Source organism: Enterovibrio litoreus, from assembly GCF_045679545.1.
Classification (GTDB): domain Bacteria; phylum Pseudomonadota; class Gammaproteobacteria; order Enterobacterales; family Vibrionaceae; genus Enterovibrio.
Genome location: NZ_CP166194.1, coordinates 286,815 through 313,806, shown reverse-complemented (window position 1 = coordinate 313,806; position 26,992 = coordinate 286,815). Strand labels below are relative to the sequence as shown.

Here is a 26,992-nt window from a genome sequence, read left to right as displayed (position 1 = left end):
CTCCTACTAAGGTAGGAGAGTTATCGGATGAAAGTAGTATGAACAGCCAGATCAAAGGAATACAAAAGCATCTTAAGTATGCGATTTTGCTTTATTTTTGCGCTTTTAGTGTCACCGCAGAAACAAAGACAGAGCACGTGTCGGAGCCTGATAGTTATCGCACCGAGAATTATCGTGCACCGGTTCCAAATACACTCATTGGTGCCACGGTGATTGACACACCCGAGGCGCTCAAGCAATTTATTTCCAGCCACAACCCTCGCTTGATTGATGTCTATCCCGCACCAAACAAACCGGATAATCTGCTCAAAAGCACTCTGTGGATTGAACCCAAGCGTGACACGCTGCCTGGCACGCGTTGGTTGGCCAATGTGGGTCATGGGATCATGCCGGATTCACTGATTGATTTGCTCAAAAAAAACCTGCCTGACGACCAGCCTGTGGTGATATTTTGCGAGCCTAATTGCTGGCACTCATGGAATGCTGCCAAGCGTGCCCTCGAATTGGGCGCATCAGAAGTTGTTTGGTATCGCGCTGGTGTTACTGGCTGGAGGGAGGCGGGGTTTGCGCTTGAAACGCACACGCCGATTCGTCCATGAAAAGCATCCAAACACGCCTACTGTTAGCGAGTATCTGGCTATCCATTTTTGCTGCCTTTTCCTCGTTGGCTCAGGCTATATATCTCCAAGAAGTCGCCCCTGGCGTGTACTACCATCAGGGGAAAATTGACGACTTATTTACCACCGAATCTGACCCTGTCGCCAATATCACCGTCGTTGTGGGTGATGAGGCTGTGGCTGTGATCGACACAGGTGGCAGTCGCCGTGCAGGCGAAGCGATTTATCAAGCTATTCGCGACATCACGCCCCTACCCATTCGTTATGTCATCAATACTCATGTCCACCCTGACCATAACTTCGGTAATCAGGCATTTGTCGCTGATAAACCTGAATTTATTGCCCATACGCGTTATCCGGGGGATTTCAACGCCAAAGCAGGATATTACCTTCAGCGCCTCACCGCGCCGTGGTTTGAGGGAACAACGCCCATCGGCGCGACCCGCCTGATTGAATCACAAGCCGAAATTGATTTGGGTCACCGCATCTTATTGCTCACTGCGCACGAGCGGGCGCACACACGCCACGATTTGAGCGTGTTTGACTCAACCACAGGTACGCTTATCACGGGCGATCTGTTATTTGTTGAACATGTTCCCACGCTAGATGGCAGCCTCACAGGCTGGATTAACGTGACAAAAACCTTAGAAGCCATGCCATTTCAACGAGTGATCCCTGGTCATGGCCCTGTCCAAATTGGAAAAAATGCGTTTGAAAAACAAACACATTATCTCTTCTCGCTGGCACAGGAAGTTCGTGCCGCCATCAATCAACCTATTGATATCAACACTGCCAGCCTCACAGTGCTGACGTCACATGCTAAAGATTGGAAATTGTTCGAGCAGTTTCATTCACGCAATGTGATTCAGGCATACAAAGAGCTGGAGTGGGAATGATGTGAGGAAATCGAAATGAACAAGACTGCACTATTACTGACCGCCGCGCTGGCGCTAATGCCCGCCTTTTCTTACGCCCAAACTGAACAAGAAAGCATGAATTGGCCACTGATCCGTGACAGCCTCTTCCCGGGCTCGCCAGATATCCTTGAAGATGATGTGGTCACGCTTATCTCGCCAGTCCGTGCGCTCGACGCTGCGCTAGTCCCCCTCGACATAAAAGTGAATGTCCGTCAGAACGACCCCAATCCGATTAATACCCTGTATCTTATCGTCGACAACAATCCCTCCCCCATTGTGGGCACCTTTGATATGAGCCCCAACAATGGTATCGCCAATATTTCTACCCGTGTGCGCGTCAACGCCTACAGTCCTGTGCGAGTTATTGCCAAAACTGCCGATGGAAAACTGCACATGACGAGTAATTTTGTCAAAGCGTCAGGTGGTTGCTCAGCACCTGCGGGCGCAGACGATCTTCTGGCGCGCCAGAGAATGGGCAAAATGAAACTGAAAGATCTCGGTCAAGCCGACACGCGCATGCTGCAACTGCTGATCAGTCATCCTAACTACAGCGGTCTGCAAATCGATCAACTCACACGCCACTGGATCCCATCGGATTATGTGAGTGATGTGCAGATCACGCTCGAAGGCGAACCTGTTATGCAATTTAACGGTGGGATCTCGATAAGCGAAAACCCAACCTTCACCTTTCATGTCGATGCTCAAAAACGCGGGAAACTCAAAGCGAATGTGAAAGATTCAACGGGACGAGAATTTTCCAGTGAATGGGACATTTGAAATTAAAGCGAAAAATCCCAACAAAAAGTGAGGGTAATGTGATGTCGTATCTTACTGAAAAGACAGAGACGACATCTTCTGCTTCCTATCGAAACTTGCCAAATGTCACGCCAGCACCCCGCCACTAATCCATTATTTATTAAAGCGTTAAAGCCGCCCTTTCATCCCTTAGACATTGTTGCCTCGCAACAAAAGTGTTGTGCCCGTTTGCTCCTCACACAACCTTCAAACCTGCCATAAACTCAATTCACCAACGTTTTGATGACGACGTTTCGTTATCAGTGGGCGGCAGCATTGTCGCTTTATCCGATGTTGGAACGAATTGGCATTCGGGGTCAATGCTGAAACGCGAGACCGCATAGTTGTAGATCGCCAACGCGCCACAAACACAACCTAATGTTCTTTCATACGTTGAGTACTGGCCAAAATAGCGTCCCTCACAACCCGCGGATTGCGCCCATCAAAAATTGAGACAATAAAAGCTGATGTGCCCAAGAGCACCTGATGTTCAAGAGCACTCGCTGTCACGGAGGAAGTAAACATGATAGGTGTAGAAAGGTTGCGAAGCAGTTTGCTCGCAGTAGCAACTGTTTCCCTTACTCTGCTGTTTCCAGCAGCGTCTCAGGCAAACGACGAGCTAATAAAACTACAGCAAGATCCGGACCAGTGGGTAATGTGGGGCGGTGACTATTCCGGCACACGTTACAGTCCGCTGGATCAAATCAACGCCAAAAACGCGAAAGATCTTCAGGTTGCCTGGACATTTTCAACCGGCGTATTGCGTGGACACGAAGGTGGGCCACTTGTGTTGGGCGACACCATGTACATCCACACCCCTTTTCCCAACAAAGTGTTTGCCATCGATTTGAAAACCAAAGCCTTGGTTTGGGAATACCAGCCCAAACAAGACGCTTCCGTCATCGCGGTTATGTGCTGTGACACGGTCAACCGTGGCTTAGCTTACGCCGATGGCAAGATCTTCCTGCAACAAGCAGATACCACCTTAGTCGCCCTCGATCAGAAAACCGGTAAAGTGGTTTGGAAAGTCGTGAATGGCGATCCAAAATCAGGTGGCACAAATACCAATGCGCCACTGGTAGTGAAAGACAAAATCATAACCGGTATCAGTGGTGGTGAGTTTGGTGTTCGCGGCTACCTCACGGCTTACAACATCAAAGACGGCAGCCTTGCTTGGCGTGCATACAGCACAGGCCCTGACGACGAAATGCTGGTCGATCCTGAAAAAACCACCGCCATGCTCAAACCCATCGGCAAAGATTCTAGCCTTGAGTCTTGGGAAGGGGATCAATGGAAAATTGGTGGCGGTACAACGTGGGGTTGGTTCTCTTACGATCCTGAGTTGAATCTCATCTACTACGGCACAGGTAACCCAAGTACATGGAACCCGTCTCAACGTCCGGGTGACAATAAATACTCCATGACCATCATGGCGCGTGATGCTGACACGGGCATGGCCAAATGGCTCTACCAGATGACGCCACACGATGAGTGGGATTATGACGGCGTCAACGAGATGATCCTTGTCGATAAGAAATTCAACGGCAAAGATCGCAAGCTACTGGTTCACTTTGACCGCAACGGTTTTGGTTACACCCTTGATCGTGCAACAGGTGAATTGTTAGTGGCAGAGAAGTTTGACCCTGCTGTTAACTGGGCAACCCATGTCGACATGAAAACCGGCAAACCGCAAGTTGTAGCGAAATACTCCACCAGCCAAAACGGCGAGGATGTCAATACCAAAGGTATTTGCCCTGCTGCATTGGGCTCGAAAGACCAACAACCCGCATCGTACAGCCCGCGTACCGGTTTGTTCTATGTCCCTACCAACCATGTGTGCATGAACTACGAACCGTTTGAAGTGGCTTACACCGCAGGTCAACCTTATGTAGGTGCGACGCTTTCCATGTTCCCAGCACCGGGAAGCCATGGCGGTTTGGGTAACTTCATCGCTTGGGATGCGGAAAAAGGTGAAATTGTTTGGTCAATCCCAGAGCCATTCTCCGTATGGAGTGGTGCGCTGGCAACAGGCGGCGGAGTGGTGTTTTACGGCACACTTGAGGGCTACCTCAAAGCCGTGGACGAGAAAACCGGCAAAGAGCTTTATCGTTTCAAAACACCGTCCGGCATCATTGGCAACGTGAACACCTATGTACACGACGGCAAGCAATATGTTGCGGTTCTGTCAGGCGTTGGGGGTTGGGCAGGCATCGGTATGGCTGCTGGCCTAGAAGGTGACACTGACGGTCTTGGTGCTGTAGGTGCTTATCGCAAACTGTCTGATTACACCCAATTGGGTGGTGTTCTGACTGTCTTCGCATTACCTAATTAACAAAAAACAAAACAGGGGAGTTTTTACTCCCCTTTTCTCGATCTTGATGCACTGAGATCAATGGGACGATGGCGTTGCCTTCTAAAATTAACATTGTTTCATACAAAAGGAATTTATATGGCTAAACGTTTTTTATGGTCAATCTGCTTATTGTTCGGATTGGCAAATCAGGGATATGCAGAAGAGTTTGAAGTGCAAGCGGTTGGGGTGCAATTCTCCCCAATGGTGGTGGTATTGCAACCCGGCGACAGAGTGTCATGGACCAACATGCCCGCGCATTTGATTGAAACTATTGATGTCATGGTGCCCGAAGGCTCAGAAAAAATACTAACAGAGATGGGCGTAAACGTTAGCTTCGTATTCGATAGAGAAGGGGTTTACGTCTACAAATGCACCCCACATTGGGGCGCGCGGATGGGTGGCGTGTTGCTGGTCGGTAACCCGAGCGACATTGAAGGGATCATCGACGGTTATATGGCTGAAATAGAAAAAGATAAATCGCTGCTACCCGCCAAAGGGCTACTAAAGAAATTCAAGAAACAGATGCAACAGCAAGGTTTGTTATAGCGCCGCTAACGCACGAATAAATTGCAGGAGGCAACTTATGATGAAAGCAGTTAAAACGGTAAGTTCGCTCTTTGTCTTGGCATTGCTGGCACTTTCCCCGCAAGCCAATGCCAATGCCAATGCCAATGATTTCCCAACACTAGAAAGGGTCAAATTCGTTCAAGAGTGCATGGCGCTCAAAGGTGGCCCTAGCTACGTCAACATGTACGGTTGCAGCTGCGTCATAGACAAAATCTCCGAACAACTCACCTTTGATGATTATGTTCATGCTGATGCATTCTTGCGCCTACGTAATATGCGCGGTGAACGTGGCGGCTATTTCCGCTCATCCAAAGACAGTCGCACCGCCAGAGGTGAACTGCTCACCATTCGCAATGACGCCGAACAGCTTTGCTTCTCGGCACAGCAAATCACCCGTACTCAATAGTTGGAGGCAAAGATGAAATCATTTTGTTGTCGCTGTATTGCCTTATTGTCCTTGTCATTCACCCTCGCCTTGCAACCTGCGCTGGCCGAAGAGAAAACCTTTCCTTCACCATTGCCTGACAAATTGAGAGTGTGTGCCGACCCTAACAACCTTCCTTATTCCAATAAGGATCAACAAGGCTTTGAAAACAAAATTGCCGAACAACTGGGCGAGTATTGGGGGCTTGATGTGGAATACGTCTGGTTCCCGCAGCGCATGGGGTTTATCCGTAATACCTTAAAAAATTGGTCTGATAACACAGGTCGTTTCGCCTGCGATCTCGTGATTGGTGTACCCGTACAATTCGATATCGCCGCCACCACCAAACCCTATTATCGCTCTGCCTATTCATTGATCTTCAAAAAAGACGGTGCTTTGGCGAACGTGACCAACCAAGAAGCACTGCTCAACTTACCTGATAGCGTAAAAAAATCGCTAAAAGTGGCTGCATTCAGCCCATCACCCGCGGTGAGTTGGCTCAGAGACAACGGCTTTAAGGATAACACCCAATTTTTCCGCATCATGAATGGCGATCCTGAAGACTACCCAGGGAAAATGGTGAATCGTGTCGCCGATGGCGAGTTCGATGTATTAGTGATCTGGGGGCCAATCGCCGGCTACTTTGCCAAAGAAAACCCTGATCTTGCAGTGATCCCTATGACATCAGAAGGCGGTAATGTGTTCGATTTCGCCATCTCAATGGGTGTGCGATACGGCGAAAAGCCGTGGAAAGAAACGGTAGAAATGGCGATGGATGCCAACGCGCCACAGATAGCCATGATATTAAACGACTATGGCGTGCCTGTTGTCGAGGCATCCTCAACACCGCGTAAAGATGACGATGATGATTAATCATGCCCGTCAATAAATCGCAACGCGGCAGAGAAGCCCCTTCTCGCTTGCCTGCCGCGTCAGAGCATTCCACGCCACCCATCATCAAAAAACGCGCTCGCAGTCTTCGCCCCTTTATCGTGATGCTGTTCATTTCTTTACTGCTGGCTTGGATACCCATCGCTTTTGCTGCCGTCGCTGTGCTGGATTTTGAACTCAACGATCTGACAATGGCAGAAAGCGACCGTGCAACGCAATACAGCGAAAATGCACCAAACGCCCCAGAAATTGCCCGTACCGCCACACTCGCACCTCTTCTGAGAGAAGCCCTAAATACGCAATACGATTTTACGATAACACCTGTACCTACGGCACTTTACGCCGAGGCCGATCAAGGCTTTGGTTATCTATTTTCGCACCCAAACGCTGCCGCTAGCCTAGGAAACAGTATGAATGCCGAATGGGTGGTGGTGAGTCGCCTTCATAAACCCAGCTTCCTGTTCGCCTATTTGATCACCCATGTTATCCACGTGCCGACAGGCAAGCCGCTGCCTGAAATCATCGTGGAAATAAAAGGGCAGCAACAGAAACTGAACCAGCGAGGGGTGAATGCGTTAGCGAGGCAAATCAATGAGGCGATAAATACGGTGACACAGCAGCAGAAAGTGAAAAAGTAATGAACGCTGAAAACGGTACATCCTTGTATCCTAAGTATCCATTCGCTTTAATCTCTTGATGCGAGACCGAGAGGCTGATCAGAGTCCTCAAAATTGATGGTTAAATTCCAAACGCCAATCCACACTGCTGCTTGAACCTTCGCTGTCGGAGTAATTACCGAACAAACGCACGTTCTGACGGGCATTGAGTTGGTAGCTTGCCGCCACTTCGTGGTGCCAACCATCCATCAAATCTGACATATAGTGATTGCTGTTCAGGGTATTGATATACATGGGGTTGTAGTTGAGCCAAATGTTTTCATTGACGGTGTATTTTGCATACGTCCCCACCACCATGAAAGTCGATGGAATGGCGTACCCAACGCTGCCAACTGGATTATCAACCCCACGAATTTCAGCGGTGTCGGTCACGGTTAATCCCACGCCAGCCAGTGGGTATAATTGCAAATTCCCCATCGCAGGCAACGCTTGAATAAAGCTGTAAGACGCACTACCAAGGTCGTTGTCAAAGTCCCAATTCACATCAAGTTGTGAGCCGCGCCCAGTGGTGGTATCTAAACTGAAATGGCGATAACGAAGAGAATCAAAACTGTCATTACCGTCCAGAGGCAAAAAATCGCCCGCAAAGCCTTTCAGTTCCAAAATGTTCATGGCCATGGTATCGGGATTGCCCGTGTCATATGCCATACCCAGCTTGAAATTCAAACCTTGGTCTGTCACTCCCATACCGCCTTGGGTATAGACCGCCAGTGGGTCTGACATATCTTGCAAGGTCTCGTCGCTATCTGACGCCAGCAAAGAAGGGCTTACCAGAGCGAAAGAAAGCAGTGTCAGCGTGCGAGAATAACGAAAGAAATGAATGCGCTGACTGGGTGTTTTTTTGAACGTAACCATGATTGCCTCTCTTAACAGAAATAAGGGCTTTTGTTTTGATGAGAGGATCGTAGCGAGTTGACACATAAGCATAAATAAATGTAATTTTACTTTAAACATCACCATTTGTTATGTGTGGGCACACCGGTATGGATACAAAACTCGACCTTAATTTGCTCTCTGTGTTTTTAGAGGTCTATCGACTGCGCTCGATTACCTTAGCGGCAGACGCGCTCCACATGACTCAGCCCGGTGTCAGCGGTGTTCTCAAGCGCTTGCAACAACAAGTGGGGGTGGAATTATTTGTCCGAGAAGGCCGAGGGATCAGCCCTACCTATGCCGCGGTGCAGCTCGCCAGTGACATCACCCCAGCATTTGAACAAATGGACAAGGCGATGGGGAACATCAACCAATTCACTCCGCAGAGCCATCGCACGTTTAACGTGTTAGCCAATGAAGTGGCGGTGCAAATCCTACAACCCATCGTGGAGCGCTCTTCCGCACTTGGAAACTGCAATATTCAGTTCAATCCAACGCCCGTCCAAGAAGATCAAATGTTGGAGTTACTGAGCATGCAAAAAGCAGATTTGGCGATTGATGCTGGAAAAGTAGATGGTCAGTCTTATTCCTCAGTGCCGCTGTTTGGCGAATCAATGAAACTCATCTGCGCCAAGCGACACCCGCGTATTCAAAAAACCATCAGCCAAGCGCAATACTACGCCGAGAAGCACATTACGTTGCGTGTCCGCCGCGCGAACATGTATGCGGTTGATTTTTTCTCCACGGAAACCATCAAAGAGCGGAAAATCAGCGCTGAATGTGAATCGGTTTTATCCATGATGGCGCTAGTCAGTGAGGGGGAGTGTCTGGGTATGACCAGTGAAAAGCTGGCCAGTAAATACGCTGCGCGCTTCGATCTGCAAGTACTATCGCCGCCATTCGAAACGCACAAGGTAGTGCACAAAATGGTGTGGCATAAACGCAATCAGAACAGCCCTGCCAATCAATGGCTCAGAGAAACCCTGACCACGCTAATCAATGGCTGACAGTGCGAACTGAAACGATTAAATGTGAAAAGTCGAACCGTCAGTGATGCCCACGACACGACAATGAACACCAAACGGAGAAAGCTGCCATGAAGAAGATTCTACTGCTTGTTATGCCGCTCATTTTAAGCGCCTGCAGTGCTGATATGGGCCGTTCATGGGCGGAGAATGATTGCTCTAAAATTCGTAACAACGCCGACAGAGAGCAGTGCTACAAAGACGTCGATCGTACCTTTCGTGATTACTAGGCATAAAAAAAGTGACACTTTAAGCGTCACTTTTTCCTATGTCAGTTCTGATGGCGAGATGAGTTGATGCTTAAATCCCCTCGCCATCTCCACCAACATGATCTTCATGCAAACCACACTCTCGTTTCAGGCCAAAGAAACGGGTTTCTTCTTCTGTCATGCCTTCTTCAAGTTTACGCGTGGTGTGCACATCACCGACTGAGACATAGCCTTGATCCCACAATGGGTGATAAGGCAAGTTGTGCTCTTTCAGGTAGTAGTGCACGTCTTTGTTGGTCCAATCAATCACGGGCAAGAACTTAAACACGCCATTTTGAATACCCAAAATCGGCAATGTTTGACGTGAACTTGATTGGTCACGGCGAAGCCCCGAAAACCAAGTGCCCACGTTAAGTTCATCTAATGCACGACGCATTGGCTCTACTTTATTGAGTCGGTTGTACCGTTCAATACCTTCGACACCTTGCTCCCACAATTTACCGTATTGTGCTTCCTGCCATGCTGCACTTTGCTCGGCGCGGTAGACACGTAAATCTAATGACAACTGCTTAGTGAGATCATCAATAAATTGATACGTTTCTGGGAACAAATACCCGGTGTCCGTCAAAATCACCGGAGTGTCAGGTTTCTCTTTCACCACCAAGTGCAGCATGACCGCAGCCTGAATGCCAAAGCTTGATGACAGGGCGAATTCGCCCTGCAAATTTTCCAACGCCCACTGAACCCGCTCCTGTGCTGACAGGCTTTCCAGTTCAGCGTTAATTGGCGCCAGTTCCATGATTTGCGAAGCCCTGGTGCGGCTAAGCAAATCGGACAGTTGAAATTTAGGCATAGAAATCCCTCTTAGAGACTTTCACTTCCGCAATAATGCCAGCGCGGATAACAAAATCACCGAAGCCTTCTCCGTCGTTACGCTCTGTGGCCCAGCGGCCAACCAGCGCATCGATCTCTTCAAGGATCTGGGCGTCAGTAATGTTCTCTTTGTACATCTTAGGTACACGCGTACCTTCACGGTTACCGCCAAGGTGCAGGTTGTAACGACCCGGTGCTTTACCCACCAAACCAATTTCCGCCAGCATGGCGCGGCCACAGCCATTAGGACAACCCGTCACACGCAAGATGATGTGCTCACCCTCTAAGTCGTGTTTTTCCAGAATGTCTTCAACGTCGGTCACAAACTGTGGCAAGAAACGCTCGGCTTCCGCCATGGCCAACGGACAGGTTGGAAATGCCACACACGCCATCGAGTTTTTACGTTGCTCGCTCACACCGTCGTCAATCAAACCGTATTCACGGGCGATCTTTTCGATCTTCGCTTTATTGGATTTAGAGACGCCCGCGACGATCAAATTTTGGTTCGCAGTCATGCGGAAATCGCCTTTGTGGATCTTGGCAATTTCAGCCACACCGGATTTCAGCGGCTTGCCTGGGTAATCCAATAAACGGCCATTTTCGATGAACAGTGCTAAGTGATGTTTGCCATCAATGCCTTCTGCCCAACCAATGCGATCGCCTCGGTCAGTGAATTCATACGGACGAACCGCTTCGAATTTAATGCCCGCACGTTTTTCCACTTCTGCTTTGAATACGTCAGTGCCGACGCGATCCAGCGTGTATTTGGTTTTCGCGTTCTTACGGTTTGAACGGTTACCCCAATCACGCTGCGTGGTGACCACGGCTGCTGCAACATCAAGGGTTTTGTCCAATGGCACAAATCCAAAGTCGTCAGCTTTACGCGGATACGTCGCGTTATCGCCGTGGGTCATGGCCAGACCACCACCTACCAATACGTTGAAGCCCACCAGCTTGCCGTTATCGGCAATCGCCACGAAGTTCAAATCGTTCGCATGCACATCCACGTCGTTTTGCGGCGGGATCACTACCGTGGTTTTAAATTTACGAGGCAGGTAGTTCGAACCTAAAATCGGCTCTTCGTCTTGATGCCCTTCGACCTTCTCACCGTCTAGCCAAATCTCCGCATAAGCGCGCGTTTTCGGCAGCAAGTGCTCACTGATTTTCTTCGCCCACTCGTACGCTTCTTGGTGAAGCTCAGATTCGACAGGGTTCGTGGTACACAGTACGTTACGGTTCACGTCACCCGCGGTAGCAATAGAATCAATGCCAATTTTGTTTAGCGTTTGGTGCATCAACTTAATGTTCGGCTTAAGCACACCGTGGAACTGGAATGTTTGGCGCGTAGTCAGGCGAATACTGCCGTACATAGTGTGTTCAGTTGCAAACTTATCAATCGCCAACCATTGCTCTGGCGAGATAATGCCTCCGGGCATACGGGCACGCAGCATGACGTTTTGCAGCGGTTCAAGTTTTTGCTTTTGACGCTCAGCGCGAATGTCGCGGTCATCTTGCTGATACATACCGTGGAAACGGATCAGCTGGAAGTTATCTGCGGTGAATCCACCCGTGACACGGTCTTTCAGATCTTGCTCAATCGTTCCGCGCAGAAAGTTACTTTCTCTTTTCAGGCGCTCGTTATCCGCTAGCGGGCCCAGCTCTTCGCCCAATACAACTTGCTTGTCACTCATTAGTACACATCCTTTTGATAGCGCTTCGCCTTACGCAGATCATTCAAATAACCTTCTGCGTCTTCTCGGCTCTTGCCGCCTTGCTGCTCAACAACGTGAATCAATGCTTCATGGACATCTTTCGCCATGTGCGTCGCGTCACCACAGACATATAAGTAGGCACCGTCTTGTAGCCACTGCCAAACCGCTTCTGCTTGCTCAAGGATTTTATGCTGAACGTACTCTTTCTCCGCTTGATCTCGGCTAAAGGCGAGGTCAATTTTCGACAACACGCCGTCTTTTAAGAATTTCTGCCACTCAACTTGATACAGGAAGTCTTGAGTAAAAGTTCGATCACCAAAGAACAACCAGTTTTTACCTTCTGCACCACGTGCATCACGCTCTTGCATGAAGGCGCGGAACGGCGCAATACCTGTACCCGGACCCACCATGATAACAGGGGCACTGTCGTCTGCTGGCAGCTTGAAGTTGTTGTTGTGCTCAATGAACACTTTCACTGACTCCGCCTCTTCTGCGCGTTGTGCCAAGAAGCTTGATGCGCCACCAAAACGTGTGTTATCGCCGTTTGCAAACTCAACCAAACCCACCGTCAAGTGAACTTCTTCACCCACTTCTTCTTGGCTCGATGCAATCGAATACAGGCGAGGTGTGAGCTTACGAAGTAAACCAACCAGTTGTTCAGCAGACAGCTTGGTTTTCTTCTCACCCAGCACATCGACCACTTGAGTGTTGTTGGCGTACTGACGAAGCTTGTCTTTGTCTTCGGCCAGCTTTTGCAGCTTCTTGCTACCCGATAGCTCAGCAAATGCTGCCACTTGTTGTGGATTGGCTGCGGTGATTTCAAACTTGTCGATCAATGCTTTACGTAGCGACAGAGACTCGCCTGCCACTTCAACCGTTTCTTCACCGGTTAGGCTCACTTTGGCCAAGATCTCATCAACCAATTCAGGGCTGTTGCTGTAGTAGACGCCCAGCGCGTCACCCGGCTGATAGGTTAAGCCAGAGTCGCCCAAATCAATTTCGATGTGGCGAACATCTTTGCCGGAATCACGGCCCGTGATCTTCTGGTTAGTGACCAACTCAGCCGCATACGGATTTTGCTTGTTATACGCTGATGCCGCACCGACTGTGGTTGCAGCATGAAGCGGAACAACCACCTCATTCTCGACACCACCAAGGGTCTCTTTCACTTTCGCCAGCACATTCAAACGCCAGCTATCCGCGTCGGCGTCATAATCAACATCACAATCAAGACGAGGAATAATGGCTTTTGCGCCTAGCTTTGACAGGTACTCATCAAAGTCTTTACCGGTTTGGCAGAAAAATTCGTAGCTAGAATCGCCCAAGCCCAACACCGCATATTGCAGGTTATCCAGCTTAGGTGCCTTCTTCGATTGAAGGAATTCGTGCAATGAAATCGCATTATCAGGCGGCTCGCCTTCACCGTTGGTTGAAGCCACGATGATAACGTGCGTCTCTTTCGCCAGATCACGCGGTTTGTAATCGTCAGCGGAGAACAACGCCACTTCAACGCCATCCGCTTTCGCACTGGCTTCCAACGCCTCAGCAACGCCTTTTGCGTTACCGGTTTGCGATGCATAGATAATGGTGAGCTTACCCGCAGGCTTCGCCGCTGTGGCAACCGCCTGGGCAAGCGGTTGAGGGTTGCTACCTACTGATGCAGGGGTCTGGCTTAAGCCCCAAAAGTAACCGCTGATCCATGCAAGCTGTTGTGGCGACAACTCTGCCACGGTCTGCTGCAGTTGACCGATCTGCTGATCGTTAAGCGGACTTGCCAGCGCAGAAAGTTCCTTGAGTAACATGTCACGACATTCCTTTATTATTTCGTGAGCATAGAGTAGCCATTTGACGTAATAACTAGAAAGAATAGAAACGCATGTTTTATAACTTTGTGTTTGAGTAGCACCCGCGGTTAGTCCCTGACAAAACGCTCATCGAGGGCAGGCAACAAAAAGGATTAGATACAAAGAAAGTTGCGGGATGGAGGGCGAAAAGCGTTAAGGTCGACAAAGAAAGACCCGCTCAAGACAATGAATTAAAGAAATAAAATGAGGCTAGACGTCAATAATGCGCACTTGATGAAAACCAATATCCAGCGCGTTCTCCGTGGCTAAATCCACGTCACCGAAACACTGCTCTAAACCGTTACCATCAGTGAGTGGCACGAGGCCGCCTCTGGCATGGCGGAACTCAACAATCCATCCGTCACTGGATAAAGAAGGCTCTACCACCGCCTCCACCAGCATTTGTTGTGTATAGAGGGAACGAAGTTCTGATTTTGTCATTGTGCCTACCTGCTTACATATCAAACAGCGGGGTCAGTAACAAAAGCATAGTCGCCGCCACTTGGATGTGCCACAGGTCGTGCTATCGATTTCGAGACGATGCAGACACCGACTTTAGTTGCAGACCGTCACCATGATCACCACTAAGCAGATGCACCATGGTCATTTTTAAACGCATGGGCGAGATGGGCTTATGAAGCACCAAGTACCCGCAATCTCGCGCATGGTGCTGTAATTCTTCGCTTCGATTGGCTGTTACAATCACAGTCGGTACGGGCTGCAAGCGCTGTGCATTGATCGACTTTGCTAATGCGAGTCCCGTTAATTCATTATCAAGATGATAGTCGGCAATCAGCAACTCGACGGGCGATTGCACCGTATCACAACTGATTTGCAGTTCTTGCAATGAACCTGCCGTAGTCACTTCACAGCCCCAGCGTTGCAGGAGTTCTTCCATCGCACTGCAGATGTTTTGATCGTTATCCACCACCCATACGCGCGCCCCTTGTAGCGCCACTCCGCCATCCGCCACCAAGGCTTCAATATTGCGCGGGGTATGTGTTTCGGCGGCGCCATAAGGCACAAGAACAGAAAAGCGCGAACCAACGCCGGGAATGGAATCTACCGTTACGGCATGCCCCAGTACGCTGGAAATTTTATCCACGATGGCAAGGCCAAGCCCTAACTGAGTATGATGGTGATCATGATCGGATGTTAAGCGCTTAAACTCTTGAAATATTTCTTTTTTCTTATCTTCCGGAATCCCAACGCCTGTATCGAGCACCTCAATGCGCAATCCATCACGACAACGGCGACTACCCAATAGAATTTTCCCTGAGGCGGTATAGCGAAGCGCATTGGTCATCAAATTGCGAAGAATACGCGCAAGCAGTTGGGAGTCTGAGTAGACACAGGCAGAGCTTGGCACGTAACGCACCTCGACACGGCTACCTTCTGCAGCATGAGCAAAGTCATGGGCGATATTGTCCAGCAAATCACTCACTGGGAATGACTGTTTATCTGCCCTGACCACGCCCGCATCAAGCTTAGAAATCTCTACCAGCGTGGTGATCAATGATTCCACATCATCCAAAGAATGGGTCAGCGAGTTGACCAGCTTGCGTGCAGAGGGCGACATGCGATGACTGAGCAAAGAGCCAAGATACAATTGCGCCGCATTCAATGGCTGCAACAGATCGTGGCTAATGGCCGCCAGGAATTTGGTTTTAGACAGGTTCGCACGTTCTGCTTCTTTTTTGGTTTCCAGCAAACGCTCTTGGATCACCCGACGCTCTTCCACTTCATCCTGAAGCTGGGTGTTCAGCGCTTGCAACTGCGCGGTTCGCTCTTGCACACGAAGTTCGAGGGTTTGGTAAGCTTGCTCTAATTTTGCTGCACTCTGTCGACGTTCAGTAATGTCCCAATTGAGAACAAATAATCCGGTAATCTTGCCGTTCGATGATTGATTTGGCACGTAGCTTTTCACCACGTATCGGGCTTCGCCACTGGCATTGTATTCTTCAATTTCAAACACCACAGATTCGCCAGATAACGCGCGATCAACATAGGGTTTCAGCGCGGCAAATTTAGACTGACTGCGAGAAATAGAAATATGCTGCCCAAGCAATTCTCCGGGAGGAAAGCCATACCATTGGTCATAGGCACGATTCGTAAATTGATAGCATAAATCGTCGCCGACATAGGCGATAAGGGCGGGCACGTTGTCCGTGATGAGCCTCAGCCACTGTTCGGTTTCTCGAAGCTCTTTGGCATCGAGGTAGCGCTGCGTAATGTCGGTGTAGGTATTAACGTAGCCGCCATCATCCATGGCATGGCTGCGCACTTCTATCACGCGTCCATCGGGCAAGGTTTGCACTCGGATACCTTCAGGCGGATGCATCCCACCTCGCCCAATACGCCATAAGGTCATTGGCGATCCCGCCGTTAGCGCCTCAATGTGCGCGCCGTTAAGCTGGGTTTGAGTAAACCCTGTCATGGCAAGAAAGCGTTGGTTAAAGACCTCGATACCACCTTGCTTGCTCACCATCAGCACGCCTTGCGACAGGTTATCCACCATGTTTTGCAGCACGCGGCTTTTTTCCGCCATCGCCGCTTCAAAGCGTGCCGTTTCCGCCAACTTGAGTTGAGTTATATCGGAATACAACATCACCATGCCACCATCGCTGGTTTCACGCTCTTTGATTTGTAACCAGCGATTGTCGTGCAGTTTTATCGTGTGCCCGTTATGGTTTTCACCCACTTCGCGCACAATCAAACCATGCTCTACCGCCAACTGACGGATCTTCTCCGGTGTCAGTGCTGGCGTATTTAGTGAGATAGCATTGTCGCGCCAGTAACGCTGAAAATGGCTGTTGGAATAGACAAGCTCGCGGTTAGGGTCGTAAAGCGCAAAGCCATCAGAGATCGATTCAATCGCATCAATAAAGCGCTGATGGGCCTGCTCTGCTAGAGACTTAGCCTGCGATAACTGACGATTGGCTGACTCAATGGATTGCAGCGCGTGATTAAGCTCGTCAGTTTTTTCTCGAACCTGATCCGCCAACACAACAGAGTGCTGAAACGCCCCCCACGCATCTAACTGCGCACCACCGCCTTGCTCGACACGACGAACCAGTGCATCAATCATCTTTTTCTGGCGCGCATTCTCGGCTTTCAGCGCCGCCAGTTCTTGCTCCAGTGCCTGCTGCTTATCACTCAACTTAACCTACCTTTCGCTCTGCATTCGCCGCATAAGGTGGGGCTTCTTTCGGTGGCTTCCCAATCATCACTCCAGTGAGCGTCTGATTCATGTGAATACCATTCAACTGCTCGCCATACGTGTTAAAACCGATTAAGCGAAAACGTGAAAACATGGCTTTGGCTTTATCTCGCATCTGTGCCTGCTCTATCTCAAGTCGGCGTAAAAAACAGTCACAGCCCAAGGTCAGCTCTAATTCGCCGATCCGTGCTTCAATCGCACTGAGCTTGGCTTCAGTGTCAGCAAACAGATCGCCCGGTCGCATCGCGGTAACCACAATGCCGTCGTCCACGGCGCAATAGAAATCCAGACTTAGGTCTTCATTCACTTTCTGGATCGAACGAACGTAATACTGATCGCCGATCAACACCGCCAAGGGGTGCAAGGCATAGATCTCAGGGCGCAGATCTTCGAGAGCGATCCCAACTTCCCGCGCATAGACCTCCGCGGCAGGCTCGGCATTAAATTCATACACGCGACGTGCCGTGCAATCGGCTTCCGTCACCACCAGTTTGCTGTCGAGGCTTTCAATGTGATGAGTCGTGAATACTTCGAATGGGCAGTGGGTGTTGAACATCACCACAATGGCAGACTCAGTATGAAACGCCCCTTCGCTGTAAACATGGGTATTAGCAAGGTTGATGTCATCCCCAGCAGAACCACCAAAATGCGGCAAACGGCCCAGCGCGGTATCAAGCGTGACCAAAAAGCGTTCCTCATTGGGGGAGAGGCCATCAATTAACGTCAACACAAAAGTGTTATTGCTGATCGGCGCTTTCTGATCGTGCTGACAGGCTTCAATCAGGGTGCTGACACAAAGCTGCGCCGCTTGCAGATCAAACTCTTCTAACGGCACGCGCATGCCAGACACTTTAAAATCACGGCGCGAAAAGCCCAGCGCACTGATGCTACTTTTGGCATAGCCTGATCCAGTGATTTCCCCTGCCGAGGTGCAGCCCATCACCTCGCAATGAGAAAATGCATGATTCATTTCTTTGCCCAGCGCCTCCAAATCATAGGCCGAAGAACAAAAGAACAGGACAAAACCAATCTCTTCGTTATCCAGCTGAAGGGCGAGTTCATGCGCCGCCTTCGCCGCATCAAGCTGATAGGTTGCTGCACTGAAGATTGCTTGTTTCTGCGCTGACGATTGAAGCGGTGAAGATTGAAGCGCTGCCATGTCGGTCTCCTACTCATGTTCAGAATGAGCTAAGAACGGGAATCAATGTCATTAGTTTACTCCTTGTACAGACAATGAAACCTCATACTTACGAAGGATATTTACAATTTTGCAAACTGTGCTTATCAAAAATTTCAAGAATGTGACAGGTCATGGGTCACAAATGGAATCAGGCTCACTACACTGAAGAACAAGCCTATCGTTGCGTATAACGAGACGATAGCTTCGCTTTTTTTTTTCAATTTGTAGAATCTGGCGCTTTAAACCTGCAAACACACAGTTGTAAGCCCTATCGGGAAGATGGTGGTACGACTACTTGAAGGGATTGTGTAATGTACAAATTTCTCGTTGCTGACGATCACCCCTTGTTTCGTGATGCGTTGATCTCCGTGATCCGCGGGCGTTATGAAGAGTGTGAAATCCTTCAGTCAGAAGATATCGAACGCACGCTGGTGCTGGCCGACGAACACCCTGAACTGGATCTTATTTTATTGGATCTCAACATGCCGGGGATGGCTGGCCTTAAGGGTTTACTTGAACTTCGCAATCAACACCCCACCATTCCTATTGCTATTATTTCAGCGGAAACCAATAAGCAAATCATCTTACAAACCATTGCATATGGCGCAGTGGGCTTTATCGCCAAAAGTGCGCCACGGGAAAAAATGCGCGAAGCCTTCGAGCAAATCCTTGATGGCCATGTGTATTTACCGGCTGACATTATTCGCGCAGAAAGTGATAAAGACGGCGGGCAGCGTCGTAAAGACGATCCGAATTTCTCCCCAGAAATGCTTCACACCCTGACTCGTCGCCAATTATTGGTTTTAAAATCGATGGCGCAAGGCTCTGCCAATAAGCAAATCGCCTATGAACTCAATATCTCAGAGACAACGGTCAAATCTCACGTGTCAGCAATCTTGAAAAAATTGGGCGTACACAATCGGATCCAAGCCGTTGTTGGCGTCACCAATATCGACTTTGACCGCTACCTTAAGCGGTGATCGCTACCTCAAACGATAACCGCTGGCGGGATGTCCCGCTCAACACAGCACACGAATGTCAATGCAGGGTCGTGTGCTTTAACGCGTAGAGTACCTTGTTTGCCAACTGGGCGAGGTTAGTCGGCGTCACCACCGAAAAATCCAGCGCCACGCTTCGCCCCACCGTATTCAGTAACGCGCGATGGAATCGAGCGTGTGATTTGTTATAGCGCGCCGAAACCAACCCAAGCCCGCCGCGGCACGCCTGTTCAAAACCCACCTCTTCCAATGGCAAACAAAGGGTTTCAAACGCATTCAACAAAGCAATGAAGCTCACGCTAGGATCGCTGTCTGCCAAGGTATCGAAGGTCAGTTCGTAGCTCATTAAATCCAGCGCCACCGCGAAGCTGTAACAGCGCCCTCCCAATCGACGCTTTTGCACCAATGATGATGCCATCACCGCTTGCCCAAGCGCTGCCATCGTGCCCGCTTCTGTGGTATGAGGGAAAGACAAGGTGACATGCATCGCGGTTTCCTCATCGCGATGATTTGCCATAATGGCCCCCGCACGAAACACTGGCACACTGCCGGCACCATAAAATACAATGCCTTGCGGGGTATGATTCCACTCGCCATCAATGGCGCTGATCTCGTCTGCACTCAGTGTTTGATGCCAAAAATGACGCAGTGCAACGACGTCTCTTTCCGGCAAATCCACGGTATAACCCAACACCAAGGCATTCGCACAATGCCACTCGCCAACAGAACCGAGTATAGGTTTGCCCTTCATCCACGCCCATCTCAGCGTGCGCTGCTGACAAAGCATGAGCCAGCGCTCCAAACTGCTACGTGTTTCTGCATCACGCACATTGCTTCGACACAAAATCGCCATTCGCGTCAGCGGCGGGCAAGGAGAACGCCATTCTCCGTGAGGATTTTCCGAGATCTGTTTAGGATCGCTTTGCAACAGCGAATCGCATTTATCCCCTTTCAAACACATTGGCGCAAACGGGGTTTCTGAAAACTCGTGATACAAGCGCTGCAATCCATTCCCCCAGCGGTTGACCATATCTCGGCCTTGCTGCAACGTAAAATAACCCGATTGCCACCTAGCCCGACGAGAAGAAAGGCGTAAGCAGCAATCATCGATATAACGCTCAAGTGCGAGCTTGTCACATTGCGCTGACACACGAAATCGCAGGGCGGGCACGGGCTGAAAATCATGACTCAACGGCAGCACTTCTGCCCCTAAGGCTTTTAGCTGTTTCTGACTTTTTAGCGCACTAAGCGAAGGGTGCAACACCGCCGCCCAATGCGGCGAAAACGGCAAGGTTTCAATGTGCGCGCCGTCTTTTTCGGGTGGGATGTCTGCCAATATTTCAACCGATTGTACAGACACAGGAAAAGGCTCCCCTACAGGGTTAAGCGCTTTCGACATTTGTTTCCACAGCGCCACCATAGGCCAAGAGCCCGAGGTCAGTAGCAGCAACTTTTCAGGGCGATAATAGTGGCCGTGATAGCGACGAAGCATGCCGATGTCTAATTGAGGAATGGTATCGGGCATGCCGCCATACAGCGCCGCTCGCGGGTCACTGTGGGCCGCCTGCTCGGTAGACGCTCGAAAGCCTTGATGACGCATGTATTCGTTGATCTCTCGATACATGGCACCGTCATACCCATCCCCTTGCTGGCGCACAATTTCTTGCTCAAAATCTTCTTGCGTCAACTGCGGCGACAAAATGCTCTCAGCGAAAAAGCCAATGCCTCGCAGCACGGAATGAGGGTCATATCCTGAAAGATGAAAACGAGTGGTTTCTTTTTGGGTACTGGCATTGAATTCAAGTAAAGCCAATTCACTGCGAAGGGAAAGAAAAGTTTCGGGTTCGGGATAGCGCATGGAGCCGCGCAGCACCATGTGTTCTAACGCATGGGTGATGCCGCTGTCATCGTTAACAGGCGTAGGGATAACAATCGCTGCACTTAAGCGCGTTTCTTCCGACGAGGCATGATGCCAATGCAACGCCCCACTCACATGGCGATAGCCTACCCATCCTGATGCGAATTGCTGCTCGGAGGGCGGTAGCAATAGCCAATCCGACGCGGCAGGATGTGATTTCGCCATAGACTTCCCTCATCAAGATGCTCAAGGTTTGACAGACAAAATCAGTTGGCTATTTTTAATGGTTCTCGCCAATGCTGTGCTGTGACAGCCTTGATTTGCCTTTGCCACCGCCTCTTCGATCACATGGTGATCGGGAGACTTGCTGCAAACTGGATCGGCTTTGGCTGGGTCTCCTGTCAGCAACATGGCCTGACATCGGCAACCACCAAAATCCGTTTCCTTCTCATTACAGCTTCGGCAAGGTTCCTGCATCCAGTCAAATCCGCGGAAGTGATTAAAGCTTTCTGAGTCATGCCAAATGTGCGAAAGCGAGTGATCTTTCACGTTTGGGTGAGGCAAATCAAGCATAGCCGCACTGTGGCACGGCAGAGCCAAACCATCCGGGGCAATGTTCATGAATATGTTCCCCCAGCCACTCATACAAGGCTTGGGGCGATCTTCGTGATAATCCGGCGTGACAAAAATAAATTTAGGCCCAATCCCTTGTTGCTTGTCACGCAGTGCGTTTACTTTGGCTTCAGCTTGTTCGATTTGAGTGCGTGAGGGCAGCAAGGCATCGCGATTGTGCAGCGCCCAGCCATAGTATTGTGAGGTTGCCAGCTCAACAAAATCTGCGTTGAGTTCAATCGCCAACGCCATGATAGCTTCGATTGACTCGATATTTTGCCTTGTGATCACCACGTTCATCACCATGGGAAAGCCGTTTGCCTTCACGGAATTGAACATGGCTTTTTTGTGGGCGAAAGCATGACGTTTGCCTGCAATGGCATCACTCAGATCGGGATCGGCAGATTGAAAACTGATCTGAATATGATCCAACCCTGCCATCTTCAGCGCCTCAATGCGTTTTTCGTTGAGGCCAACGGCTGAGGTAATTAGGTTGGTGTAATAACCTAACTGATGGGCATGCGCGACCAGCAATTCGAGATCTTTGCGCAGCAGAGGCTCTCCGCCAGAAAACCCCAACTGCACCGCTCCCAGCTCACGCCCTTGCTCTAACACGCGATACCACTCTTCGGTGGAAAGCTCATCAGCGGCGTCACCAAGATTAAGCGGGTTAGAACAATACGCGCAGTGAAGCGGACAGCGATAGGTCAGCTCTGCCAGTAACCAAAGCGGCGGACTAACAGTTCTCGAGCCATTTTTTGTCACGGGCGACCTCCACAAACTCATTCACATCTTGCGCCAGATCCACACCGGGAAACTTTTCTTCCAACTGCGTAATCACCTCCAAGACAGATCGTGGCGAATCAAACTGCGTCAAAATTTCCGCGGCGCTTTCACTGAGTTTCACCATGCCTTCTGGAAACAGCAGCACATGGCAATTCTGTGCTTTTTCAAACTGCATACGAAACATGGCATTTCGCTGATACTTCGGCTCATCACTCACGCACTGTCACTCCTTGATGTTAGACCGCCTAGGGCCGTTCATGATCGGTCAAGCGCATGATGCCAGACCGGCTTGTCCGTGATCCCCACATACGGCGGGCGTTCAAATTCATACGCCATGCTGATGGCATCGAGCAAAGACCACAAAATATCGAGCTTAAACTGAAGAATATTCAGCGCCCTATCCTGCTGCTCTGCGGTTTGAAAATGATCAAGCGTGATGGATAAGCCATGCGCCACATCGCGACGTGCCTGACTCAAGCGCTGACGAAAATAAGTCAGCCCCTCGGGATCAATCCACGCATAGTGCGTTGGCCAAGAATCCAATCGTGATTGATGAATTTCTGGTGCGAACAATTCGGTTAACGACGAGCACGCCGCCTCTTGCCATGTTGCTCGACGCGCAAAATTCACATAGGCATCAACCGCAAAGCGTACGCCGGGCAAAACCCATTTTTCATCAATCACATCTTGGCGATCCAAGCCCACGGCTTCCGCTAATCGAAGCCAGGCTTCAATGCCGCCCCATTTGCAATCAAGGCTCTGATGCCCATCATGATCGAGAATACGCTGCACCCATTCGCGTCGAATGTCAGGGTCACGGCAATTGGCCATAATGGCGGCATCTTTAATAGGAATGGAGGTTTGATAATAAAAACGGTTTGCTACCCAAGCGCGAATTTGCGCTTTGCTGCAATTACCGCTGTACATGGCTTTGTGAAAAGGATGATGAATATGGTAATACTGCCCTTTGCTGAGCAGTGCTTCCTGAAATGCTTCGCGGCTCATGGCGGCTCTCATGGCTGTGTTTGTCATCATCCCTCCTTGGATTGAGGTGGTGCGATCTAGGTTCTTATTCAAAGGTCAGTGCTATTTTGTCGGTTCGAGTTACAGCACGATTTCCATTCCATCGAATGCAATATCAACGCCGGCATCCAACACCGCTTGATGCTCGTTAGAGTCAGGGTCGAGAATGGGGTTGGTGTTGTTAATGTGGATCAAGACTTTGCGCGGTTTCTCGTATTCTGCCAGTAGCGCCAACATGCCGTTCTCACCGGATACGGATAAGTGTCCCATGTCGCTGCCAAGTGACTCCCCCAACCCTTCACGGATCATTTCATCGTCCGTCCACAAGGTGCCATCGATCATCACACAATCGGCATCGGCTAGCGCTGAGAGCACGGCAGGGTCATCTTTCACCCCTAAACCTGGCGCATAGAACAAGGATTTCCCACTGCGGGTATCGGTGATTTTGAGCCCAATGTTATCGCCGGGGCGAGGGCGATTGCGGAAAGGGGAAAATGGCGGTGCGTTTGACGTTAACGTGATCGGGGTAAAACGTAGCGCCGGCACCGCCGGAATATTCCAGCCCTCTTTGGATTGCGCATCCACCGTGTGGGTGCGATAGCCCCCTTCCCAATGTTTCATCATCGACAATATCGGATAGCTAGTGCTGAGCTCCTGCTCCACTTCCGGAGTGCAATACAAATCAAGCGGCAAGCCTTCACGCAAGATGAGCAGCCCCGTGGTGTGATCAATTTGCGCATCCGTCACGATCACCGCGCGAATGGCTGAGCCCCTTGCACCGTCGGCTTTGGCAAGCTGAGGCGTGGCATTAATTTGCTGGCGAATATCAGGCGATGCATTAATCACGACCCAGTTTTCGCCATCATCACTGACAGCAATGGAAGATTGCGTGCGAGGCAAAGCGCGGCTGGTGCCGTTACGCACCGACTGACACATACGGCAATGACAATTCCATTGAGGAAAGCCTCCCCCTGCGGCCGAACCCAGAACCACAATCTGCATCTACGCACTCCTTTGCTGTCTGTTTTTTATTATCGGTATTTTTCGAAGCGTCTTTTACGAATGCTTTTGACGAACGCTTTTGACGAACAAAAAAAAGGGATGCATCCCGAAGGCGGCATCCCATTTCGACTCTCTCAACGATTGCTGATATAGAGGGTGACTTCAAAACCGAGTCGTAGTTCTGTGTAGCTAGGTTTTTTCCACATTGTGATTGCTCCTTGTACCAGATACTCAAGTGACAAAAATACTCGCCACCGTTTCTAGCCTAATCAGAAGACCTAAAACTACCAATCCTACTTTGTGATGATTTCTCTCGTCCGAGACACAATAGACTTTTGCCAAAACGGAGAAAGCGAATGCCAATCAACGTCGAACCATTAAGAAACATGAGGAGAAACAACGACTACCACGCTTTCGTCCGATGACGATGTCGCCCTTTTCGATTTTCGGTTCTTGCCGTATTTTTTTGCCACGCAGCGGTGTTCATCACTGATGATCGCCACGCATTCTAAACACTGCACACACTCGTTGTAATCAATGCTGCCGTCTTTGTGGATGGCATGAATGCCGCAATGTTTTTCGCACAATCGGCATGGGCTACCGCATTCGCTGCGACGATTCAGCCAACTGAAAAGTCGAAAACGTCCCAATACCGCCAACCCCGCTCCTAATGGGCAAAGGTAGCGACAATAGGCTTTGTGAACACGTGCGCTGATCAGTAGCAAAGCCAGCGCGTAGATAACAAAAGGCAAGCTACGATCAAACACCAAGGTCACGGCGGTTTTGAACGGTTCGACCTCTGCCATGGTTTCGGCCAGTGACAATTGATAAAACGCGGTACTCACCAATACCACCAGCACACCGTATTTGACGTAAATAAGCCGTTGATGCCACGCCTCGCTAACTTTCCATTGCCGCAGACGAAGTCTTTGCGCCGCGATGGCGACTAACTCTTGCATGGCACCAAACGGGCACAACCAGCCGCAGAACAGCCCTCGTCCCCATAAAAACAGGCTGATAAACACATACGTCCAAAGCACAAACAAAATGGGATCGAGCAAGAACACCTGAATATCAAAGCCATTCCAGAGTGATAACAGCAAGGTGTAGATATTCACCACCGACAACTGCCCTTGCGCATAAAAACCAATAAAGCCAATCACAAACACCAAAGACACCAAACGCATTGGTGTTAAGAAACGATGAAACCGCGCCAACCGATGCTGAAACACAAACACGCCCGTGAGCAGCACGAGATACAGCGCAACCACGGCGATCTCAGCTTGCCTGTCGAGCCAAATTCGTTGCCACAATGGCAAAGGTTTTTCAGGCGCTGGCACAGCCACGAGCACGCTCTGCGGCAGTGAATAGGTGCTGTCCACAAACACATGCTCAGATTCCAAATGGTTTTTCACCAATTGTACCGTCATGCCGACCGACAGCGGCACAGCGGGATCAAATCCGCTCTGATCGGAAAAAGTAAAAATATTCACCCGCTCGAACGGCGCGAGTGATAAAGCAAAATTGGCGTGTTGAAGATGAAACAGATCCGCGTCTCGCAGCGCTAAAGGGCTGCCTTGCTGGCGCAGTGAAATCCGCGCAGGTGTCGTACCACGAACAAAATCATCTGCCACAAAATGATAGCCACCGCGAGAGCCCACCAGCAAGGCCACATCTCCGGGCGCAAGCGCATCCATCACACGTTGGTATTCGCTTTCACCGAGCAGATTTTTGCCCACCATCGGTGGGTTTAACACCGCTACCGTCAGATCGATAAACGGCACGGTATCCGGTTGCTGTGGATCGCGAGCGTCTTCAAGCCGAGAAGCATTTACCCCCAGCGCCGCTGCCGCATCGTCATCACTTAGCTGCCAACGATAAAGCAACCCTTCATCGTTCAACTCATCCAAAGATTTAGGCGCAAAGGTATCGGTATTCAATCTGGCTTGTACCGACGAGCCAAAGCCTGTCAGCCGAGCCTGTGCCACTTTTCGCGCAGCCGAAATAATGGTGTCATGCACCACCATCACCGAGACAGTTGCTTTGGTCACGCCATCAAAATAGACAATGTCATCACTGGCAATACGCTGTTGCGCGCTGCCCACTAACACTTGTTGTTTGAGCGATAACCCACCGTACTGATTGATGAAATCCACCAGCGGTTTTTCGCCCAGACCGTGGAGAAAGATAGGTTCGTGATGACCGAGTAAGGCAATACCAAGAATATGACCGTCTGTGTCGAGGCCAACCCGTAGATTAATGCTGTCACCAGAAAAGCCGGGGAAATCGGTCAAGTCATCCGTTTCAAATAGAAAACCAATGGGCTGATCGAGTTGATAGATTTCAGTGACAGGTAAAGTATCACTGGACGCTTTCATCCGTGTGGCGCTAGGAAATATTGCCTGCGCCTCCTCACTCACTTCCAACCAAGATTCGGCAGAAACCAAGAAAGGCAGCAAGATTAAAAGCAGCCATAGAAACAGGGCACTACGCCATCGCATGACAAACCTGCTCATAAAAAAGCGGGGCATCATGC

The 26,992-nt window shown here is 50.0% G+C and carries 25 protein-coding genes; 11 read left to right on the top strand and 14 right to left on the bottom strand.

The features are described from left to right. Window positions 1-38 precede the first annotated feature (38 nt). The 8 genes from AB8599_RS01475 (at window position 39) to AB8599_RS01440 (ending at window position 7,202) form a co-directional block, all read left to right on the top strand. Entirely contained in the window at window positions 39-599 is a 561-nt protein-coding gene (locus tag AB8599_RS01475; protein ID WP_407332049.1) for a rhodanese-like domain-containing protein, read from the top strand. Beyond that, window positions 596-1,513 (top strand): quinoprotein relay system zinc metallohydrolase 2, encoded by a 918-nt coding sequence (locus AB8599_RS01470; protein ID WP_407332048.1) that lies wholly within the window; start codon window positions 596-598, stop codon window positions 1,511-1,513. The genes AB8599_RS01475 and AB8599_RS01470 overlap by 4 nt, the downstream gene beginning before the upstream one ends. Window positions 1,514-1,528: 15 nt before the next feature. Next, complete coding sequence (locus tag AB8599_RS01465; protein ID WP_407332047.1) at window positions 1,529-2,311, top strand: quinoprotein dehydrogenase-associated SoxYZ-like carrier; 783 nt, start codon at window positions 1,529-1,531, stop codon at window positions 2,309-2,311. Between the two features lie 541 nt (window positions 2,312-2,852). Next, entirely contained in the window at window positions 2,853-4,661 is a 1,809-nt protein-coding gene (locus tag AB8599_RS01460; RefSeq protein WP_407332046.1) for a methanol/ethanol family PQQ-dependent dehydrogenase, read from the top strand. Window positions 4,662-4,778: 117 nt separating this feature from the next. Then, the gene (locus AB8599_RS01455) at window positions 4,779-5,228 is read left to right on the top strand and encodes a plastocyanin/azurin family copper-binding protein (RefSeq protein ID WP_407332045.1); all 450 of its coding nucleotides are present in this window, start codon (window positions 4,779-4,781) and stop codon (window positions 5,226-5,228) included. 37 nt (window positions 5,229-5,265) lie between these two features. Then, entirely contained in the window at window positions 5,266-5,655 is a 390-nt protein-coding gene (locus tag AB8599_RS01450) for a hypothetical protein (protein WP_407332044.1), read from the top strand. A gap of 12 nt (window positions 5,656-5,667) precedes the next feature. Continuing rightward, entirely contained in the window at window positions 5,668-6,546 is an 879-nt protein-coding gene (locus AB8599_RS01445; protein ID WP_407332043.1) for a quinoprotein dehydrogenase-associated putative ABC transporter substrate-binding protein, read from the top strand. 2 nt (window positions 6,547-6,548) lie between these two features. Continuing rightward, entirely contained in the window at window positions 6,549-7,202 is a 654-nt protein-coding gene (locus AB8599_RS01440; RefSeq protein ID WP_407332042.1) for a DUF2380 domain-containing protein, read from the top strand. An 87-nt stretch (window positions 7,203-7,289) separates the two neighbouring features. Here the strand turns inward: AB8599_RS01440 and AB8599_RS01435 are convergent, their stop codons facing one another. Continuing rightward, entirely contained in the window at window positions 7,290-8,096 is an 807-nt protein-coding gene (locus AB8599_RS01435) for a hypothetical protein (protein ID WP_407332041.1), read from the bottom strand. 128 nt (window positions 8,097-8,224) lie between these two features. Here AB8599_RS01435 and AB8599_RS01430 point away from each other — a divergent pair, with 128 nt between their 5' ends. Continuing rightward, on the top strand, window positions 8,225-9,121 hold the full coding sequence (locus tag AB8599_RS01430) for a LysR family transcriptional regulator (RefSeq protein ID WP_407332040.1): 897 nt from the start codon (window positions 8,225-8,227) through the stop codon (window positions 9,119-9,121). 89 nt (window positions 9,122-9,210) lie between these two features. Further along, complete coding sequence (locus AB8599_RS01425; RefSeq protein WP_407332039.1) at window positions 9,211-9,369, top strand: hypothetical protein; 159 nt, start codon at window positions 9,211-9,213, stop codon at window positions 9,367-9,369. A gap of 70 nt (window positions 9,370-9,439) precedes the next feature. Here AB8599_RS01425 and AB8599_RS01420 read toward each other — a convergent pair whose 3' ends face one another. From AB8599_RS01420 to nosP, 6 genes are all read right to left on the bottom strand, one after another. Beyond that, window positions 9,440-10,201: a phosphoadenylyl-sulfate reductase gene (locus AB8599_RS01420; RefSeq protein WP_407332038.1), complete on the bottom strand. Its 762-nt coding sequence runs from the start codon at window positions 10,199-10,201 to the stop codon at window positions 9,440-9,442. Continuing rightward, on the bottom strand, window positions 10,194-11,912 hold the full coding sequence (cysI, locus tag AB8599_RS01415) for an assimilatory sulfite reductase (NADPH) hemoprotein subunit (protein ID WP_407332037.1): 1,719 nt from the start codon (window positions 11,910-11,912) through the stop codon (window positions 10,194-10,196). Before cysI ends, AB8599_RS01420 begins: the two co-directional genes overlap by 8 nt. After that, a complete protein-coding gene (locus AB8599_RS01410; protein WP_407332036.1) occupies window positions 11,912-13,735 on the bottom strand; it encodes an assimilatory sulfite reductase (NADPH) flavoprotein subunit in 1,824 nt (607 codons plus the stop codon). The genes cysI and AB8599_RS01410 overlap by 1 nt, the downstream gene beginning before the upstream one ends. A gap of 252 nt (window positions 13,736-13,987) precedes the next feature. After that, the gene (locus tag AB8599_RS01405) at window positions 13,988-14,218 is read right to left on the bottom strand and encodes a thymidylate kinase (RefSeq protein ID WP_407332035.1); all 231 of its coding nucleotides are present in this window, start codon (window positions 14,216-14,218) and stop codon (window positions 13,988-13,990) included. Between the two features lie 82 nt (window positions 14,219-14,300). Further along, window positions 14,301-16,937: a NahK/ErcS family hybrid sensor histidine kinase/response regulator gene (locus AB8599_RS01400; protein ID WP_407332034.1), complete on the bottom strand. Its 2,637-nt coding sequence runs from the start codon at window positions 16,935-16,937 to the stop codon at window positions 14,301-14,303. 1 nt (window position 16,938) lies between these two features. Next, window positions 16,939-18,156: a nitric oxide-sensing protein NosP gene (gene nosP, locus AB8599_RS01395; protein ID WP_407332033.1), complete on the bottom strand. Its 1,218-nt coding sequence runs from the start codon at window positions 18,154-18,156 to the stop codon at window positions 16,939-16,941. Between the two features lie 332 nt (window positions 18,157-18,488). Between nosP and AB8599_RS01390 the strand changes: the two genes are divergently transcribed. After that, entirely contained in the window at window positions 18,489-19,157 is a 669-nt protein-coding gene (locus AB8599_RS01390; RefSeq protein WP_407332032.1) for a LuxR C-terminal-related transcriptional regulator, read from the top strand. A 58-nt stretch (window positions 19,158-19,215) separates the two neighbouring features. Here AB8599_RS01390 and AB8599_RS01385 read toward each other — a convergent pair whose 3' ends face one another. The 7 genes from AB8599_RS01385 to AB8599_RS01355 all read right to left on the bottom strand — a co-directional run bounded on the left by AB8599_RS01385 (window position 19,216) and on the right by AB8599_RS01355 (window position 26,957). Further along, window positions 19,216-21,258, bottom strand: coding sequence for an insulinase family protein (locus AB8599_RS01385; protein WP_407332031.1), 2,043 nt, complete (start codon window positions 21,256-21,258; stop codon window positions 19,216-19,218). 21 nt (window positions 21,259-21,279) lie between these two features. Further along, window positions 21,280-22,410, bottom strand: coding sequence for a pyrroloquinoline quinone biosynthesis protein PqqE (gene pqqE / locus AB8599_RS01380; RefSeq protein ID WP_407332030.1), 1,131 nt, complete (start codon window positions 22,408-22,410; stop codon window positions 21,280-21,282). After that, entirely contained in the window at window positions 22,382-22,648 is a 267-nt protein-coding gene (gene pqqD / locus AB8599_RS01375) for a pyrroloquinoline quinone biosynthesis peptide chaperone PqqD (protein WP_407332029.1), read from the bottom strand. Before pqqD ends, pqqE begins: the two co-directional genes overlap by 29 nt. A gap of 38 nt (window positions 22,649-22,686) precedes the next feature. Further along, window positions 22,687-23,463 carry a pyrroloquinoline-quinone synthase PqqC gene (pqqC, locus tag AB8599_RS01370; RefSeq protein WP_407332028.1) on the bottom strand — a complete coding sequence of 259 codons (777 nt, stop codon included), beginning with the start codon at window positions 23,461-23,463 and terminating at the stop codon, window positions 22,687-22,689. A 72-nt stretch (window positions 23,464-23,535) separates the two neighbouring features. Then, on the bottom strand, window positions 23,536-24,456 hold the full coding sequence (gene pqqB / locus AB8599_RS01365; RefSeq protein WP_407332027.1) for a pyrroloquinoline quinone biosynthesis protein PqqB: 921 nt from the start codon (window positions 24,454-24,456) through the stop codon (window positions 23,536-23,538). A gap of 134 nt (window positions 24,457-24,590) precedes the next feature. Next, window positions 24,591-24,662 (bottom strand): pyrroloquinoline quinone precursor peptide PqqA, encoded by a 72-nt coding sequence (pqqA, locus tag AB8599_RS01360; protein ID WP_081796241.1) that lies wholly within the window; start codon window positions 24,660-24,662, stop codon window positions 24,591-24,593. 171 nt (window positions 24,663-24,833) lie between these two features. Beyond that, on the bottom strand, window positions 24,834-26,957 hold the full coding sequence (locus AB8599_RS01355) for a 4Fe-4S binding protein (RefSeq protein ID WP_407332026.1): 2,124 nt from the start codon (window positions 26,955-26,957) through the stop codon (window positions 24,834-24,836). Between the last annotated feature and the right edge of the window lie 35 nt (window positions 26,958-26,992).

Coding starts and splice junctions, on each gene's coding strand:
- AB8599_RS01460 (WP_407332046.1), top strand. CDS start 2,853: ATGATAGGTGTAGAAAGGTTGCGAAGCAGTTTGCTCGCAGTAGCAACT.
- AB8599_RS01385 (WP_407332031.1), bottom strand. CDS start 21,258: ATGGCGAAATCACATCCTGCCGCGTCGGATTGGCTATTGCTACCGCCC.
- AB8599_RS01440 (WP_407332042.1), top strand. CDS start 6,549: ATGCCCGTCAATAAATCGCAACGCGGCAGAGAAGCCCCTTCTCGCTTG.
- AB8599_RS01475 (WP_407332049.1), top strand. CDS start 39: ATGAACAGCCAGATCAAAGGAATACAAAAGCATCTTAAGTATGCGATT.
- AB8599_RS01390 (WP_407332032.1), top strand. CDS start 18,489: ATGTACAAATTTCTCGTTGCTGACGATCACCCCTTGTTTCGTGATGCG.
- AB8599_RS01355 (WP_407332026.1), bottom strand. CDS start 26,957: ATGCGATGGCGTAGTGCCCTGTTTCTATGGCTGCTTTTAATCTTGCTG.
- pqqC (WP_407332028.1), bottom strand. CDS start 23,463: ATGACAAACACAGCCATGAGAGCCGCCATGAGCCGCGAAGCATTTCAG.
- AB8599_RS01405 (WP_407332035.1), bottom strand. CDS start 14,218: ATGACAAAATCAGAACTTCGTTCCCTCTATACACAACAAATGCTGGTG.
- AB8599_RS01455 (WP_407332045.1), top strand. CDS start 4,779: ATGGCTAAACGTTTTTTATGGTCAATCTGCTTATTGTTCGGATTGGCA.
- AB8599_RS01420 (WP_407332038.1), bottom strand. CDS start 10,201: ATGCCTAAATTTCAACTGTCCGATTTGCTTAGCCGCACCAGGGCTTCG.
- AB8599_RS01470 (WP_407332048.1), top strand. CDS start 596: ATGAAAAGCATCCAAACACGCCTACTGTTAGCGAGTATCTGGCTATCC.
- AB8599_RS01430 (WP_407332040.1), top strand. CDS start 8,225: ATGGATACAAAACTCGACCTTAATTTGCTCTCTGTGTTTTTAGAGGTC.
- AB8599_RS01425 (WP_407332039.1), top strand. CDS start 9,211: ATGAAGAAGATTCTACTGCTTGTTATGCCGCTCATTTTAAGCGCCTGC.
- AB8599_RS01410 (WP_407332036.1), bottom strand. CDS start 13,735: ATGTTACTCAAGGAACTTTCTGCGCTGGCAAGTCCGCTTAACGATCAG.
- AB8599_RS01435 (WP_407332041.1), bottom strand. CDS start 8,096: ATGGTTACGTTCAAAAAAACACCCAGTCAGCGCATTCATTTCTTTCGT.
- pqqB (WP_407332027.1), bottom strand. CDS start 24,456: ATGCAGATTGTGGTTCTGGGTTCGGCCGCAGGGGGAGGCTTTCCTCAA.
- AB8599_RS01445 (WP_407332043.1), top strand. CDS start 5,668: ATGAAATCATTTTGTTGTCGCTGTATTGCCTTATTGTCCTTGTCATTC.
- nosP (WP_407332033.1), bottom strand. CDS start 18,156: ATGGCAGCGCTTCAATCTTCACCGCTTCAATCGTCAGCGCAGAAACAA.
- AB8599_RS01450 (WP_407332044.1), top strand. CDS start 5,266: ATGATGAAAGCAGTTAAAACGGTAAGTTCGCTCTTTGTCTTGGCATTG.
- cysI (WP_407332037.1), bottom strand. CDS start 11,912: ATGAGTGACAAGCAAGTTGTATTGGGCGAAGAGCTGGGCCCGCTAGCG.
- AB8599_RS01465 (WP_407332047.1), top strand. CDS start 1,529: ATGAACAAGACTGCACTATTACTGACCGCCGCGCTGGCGCTAATGCCC.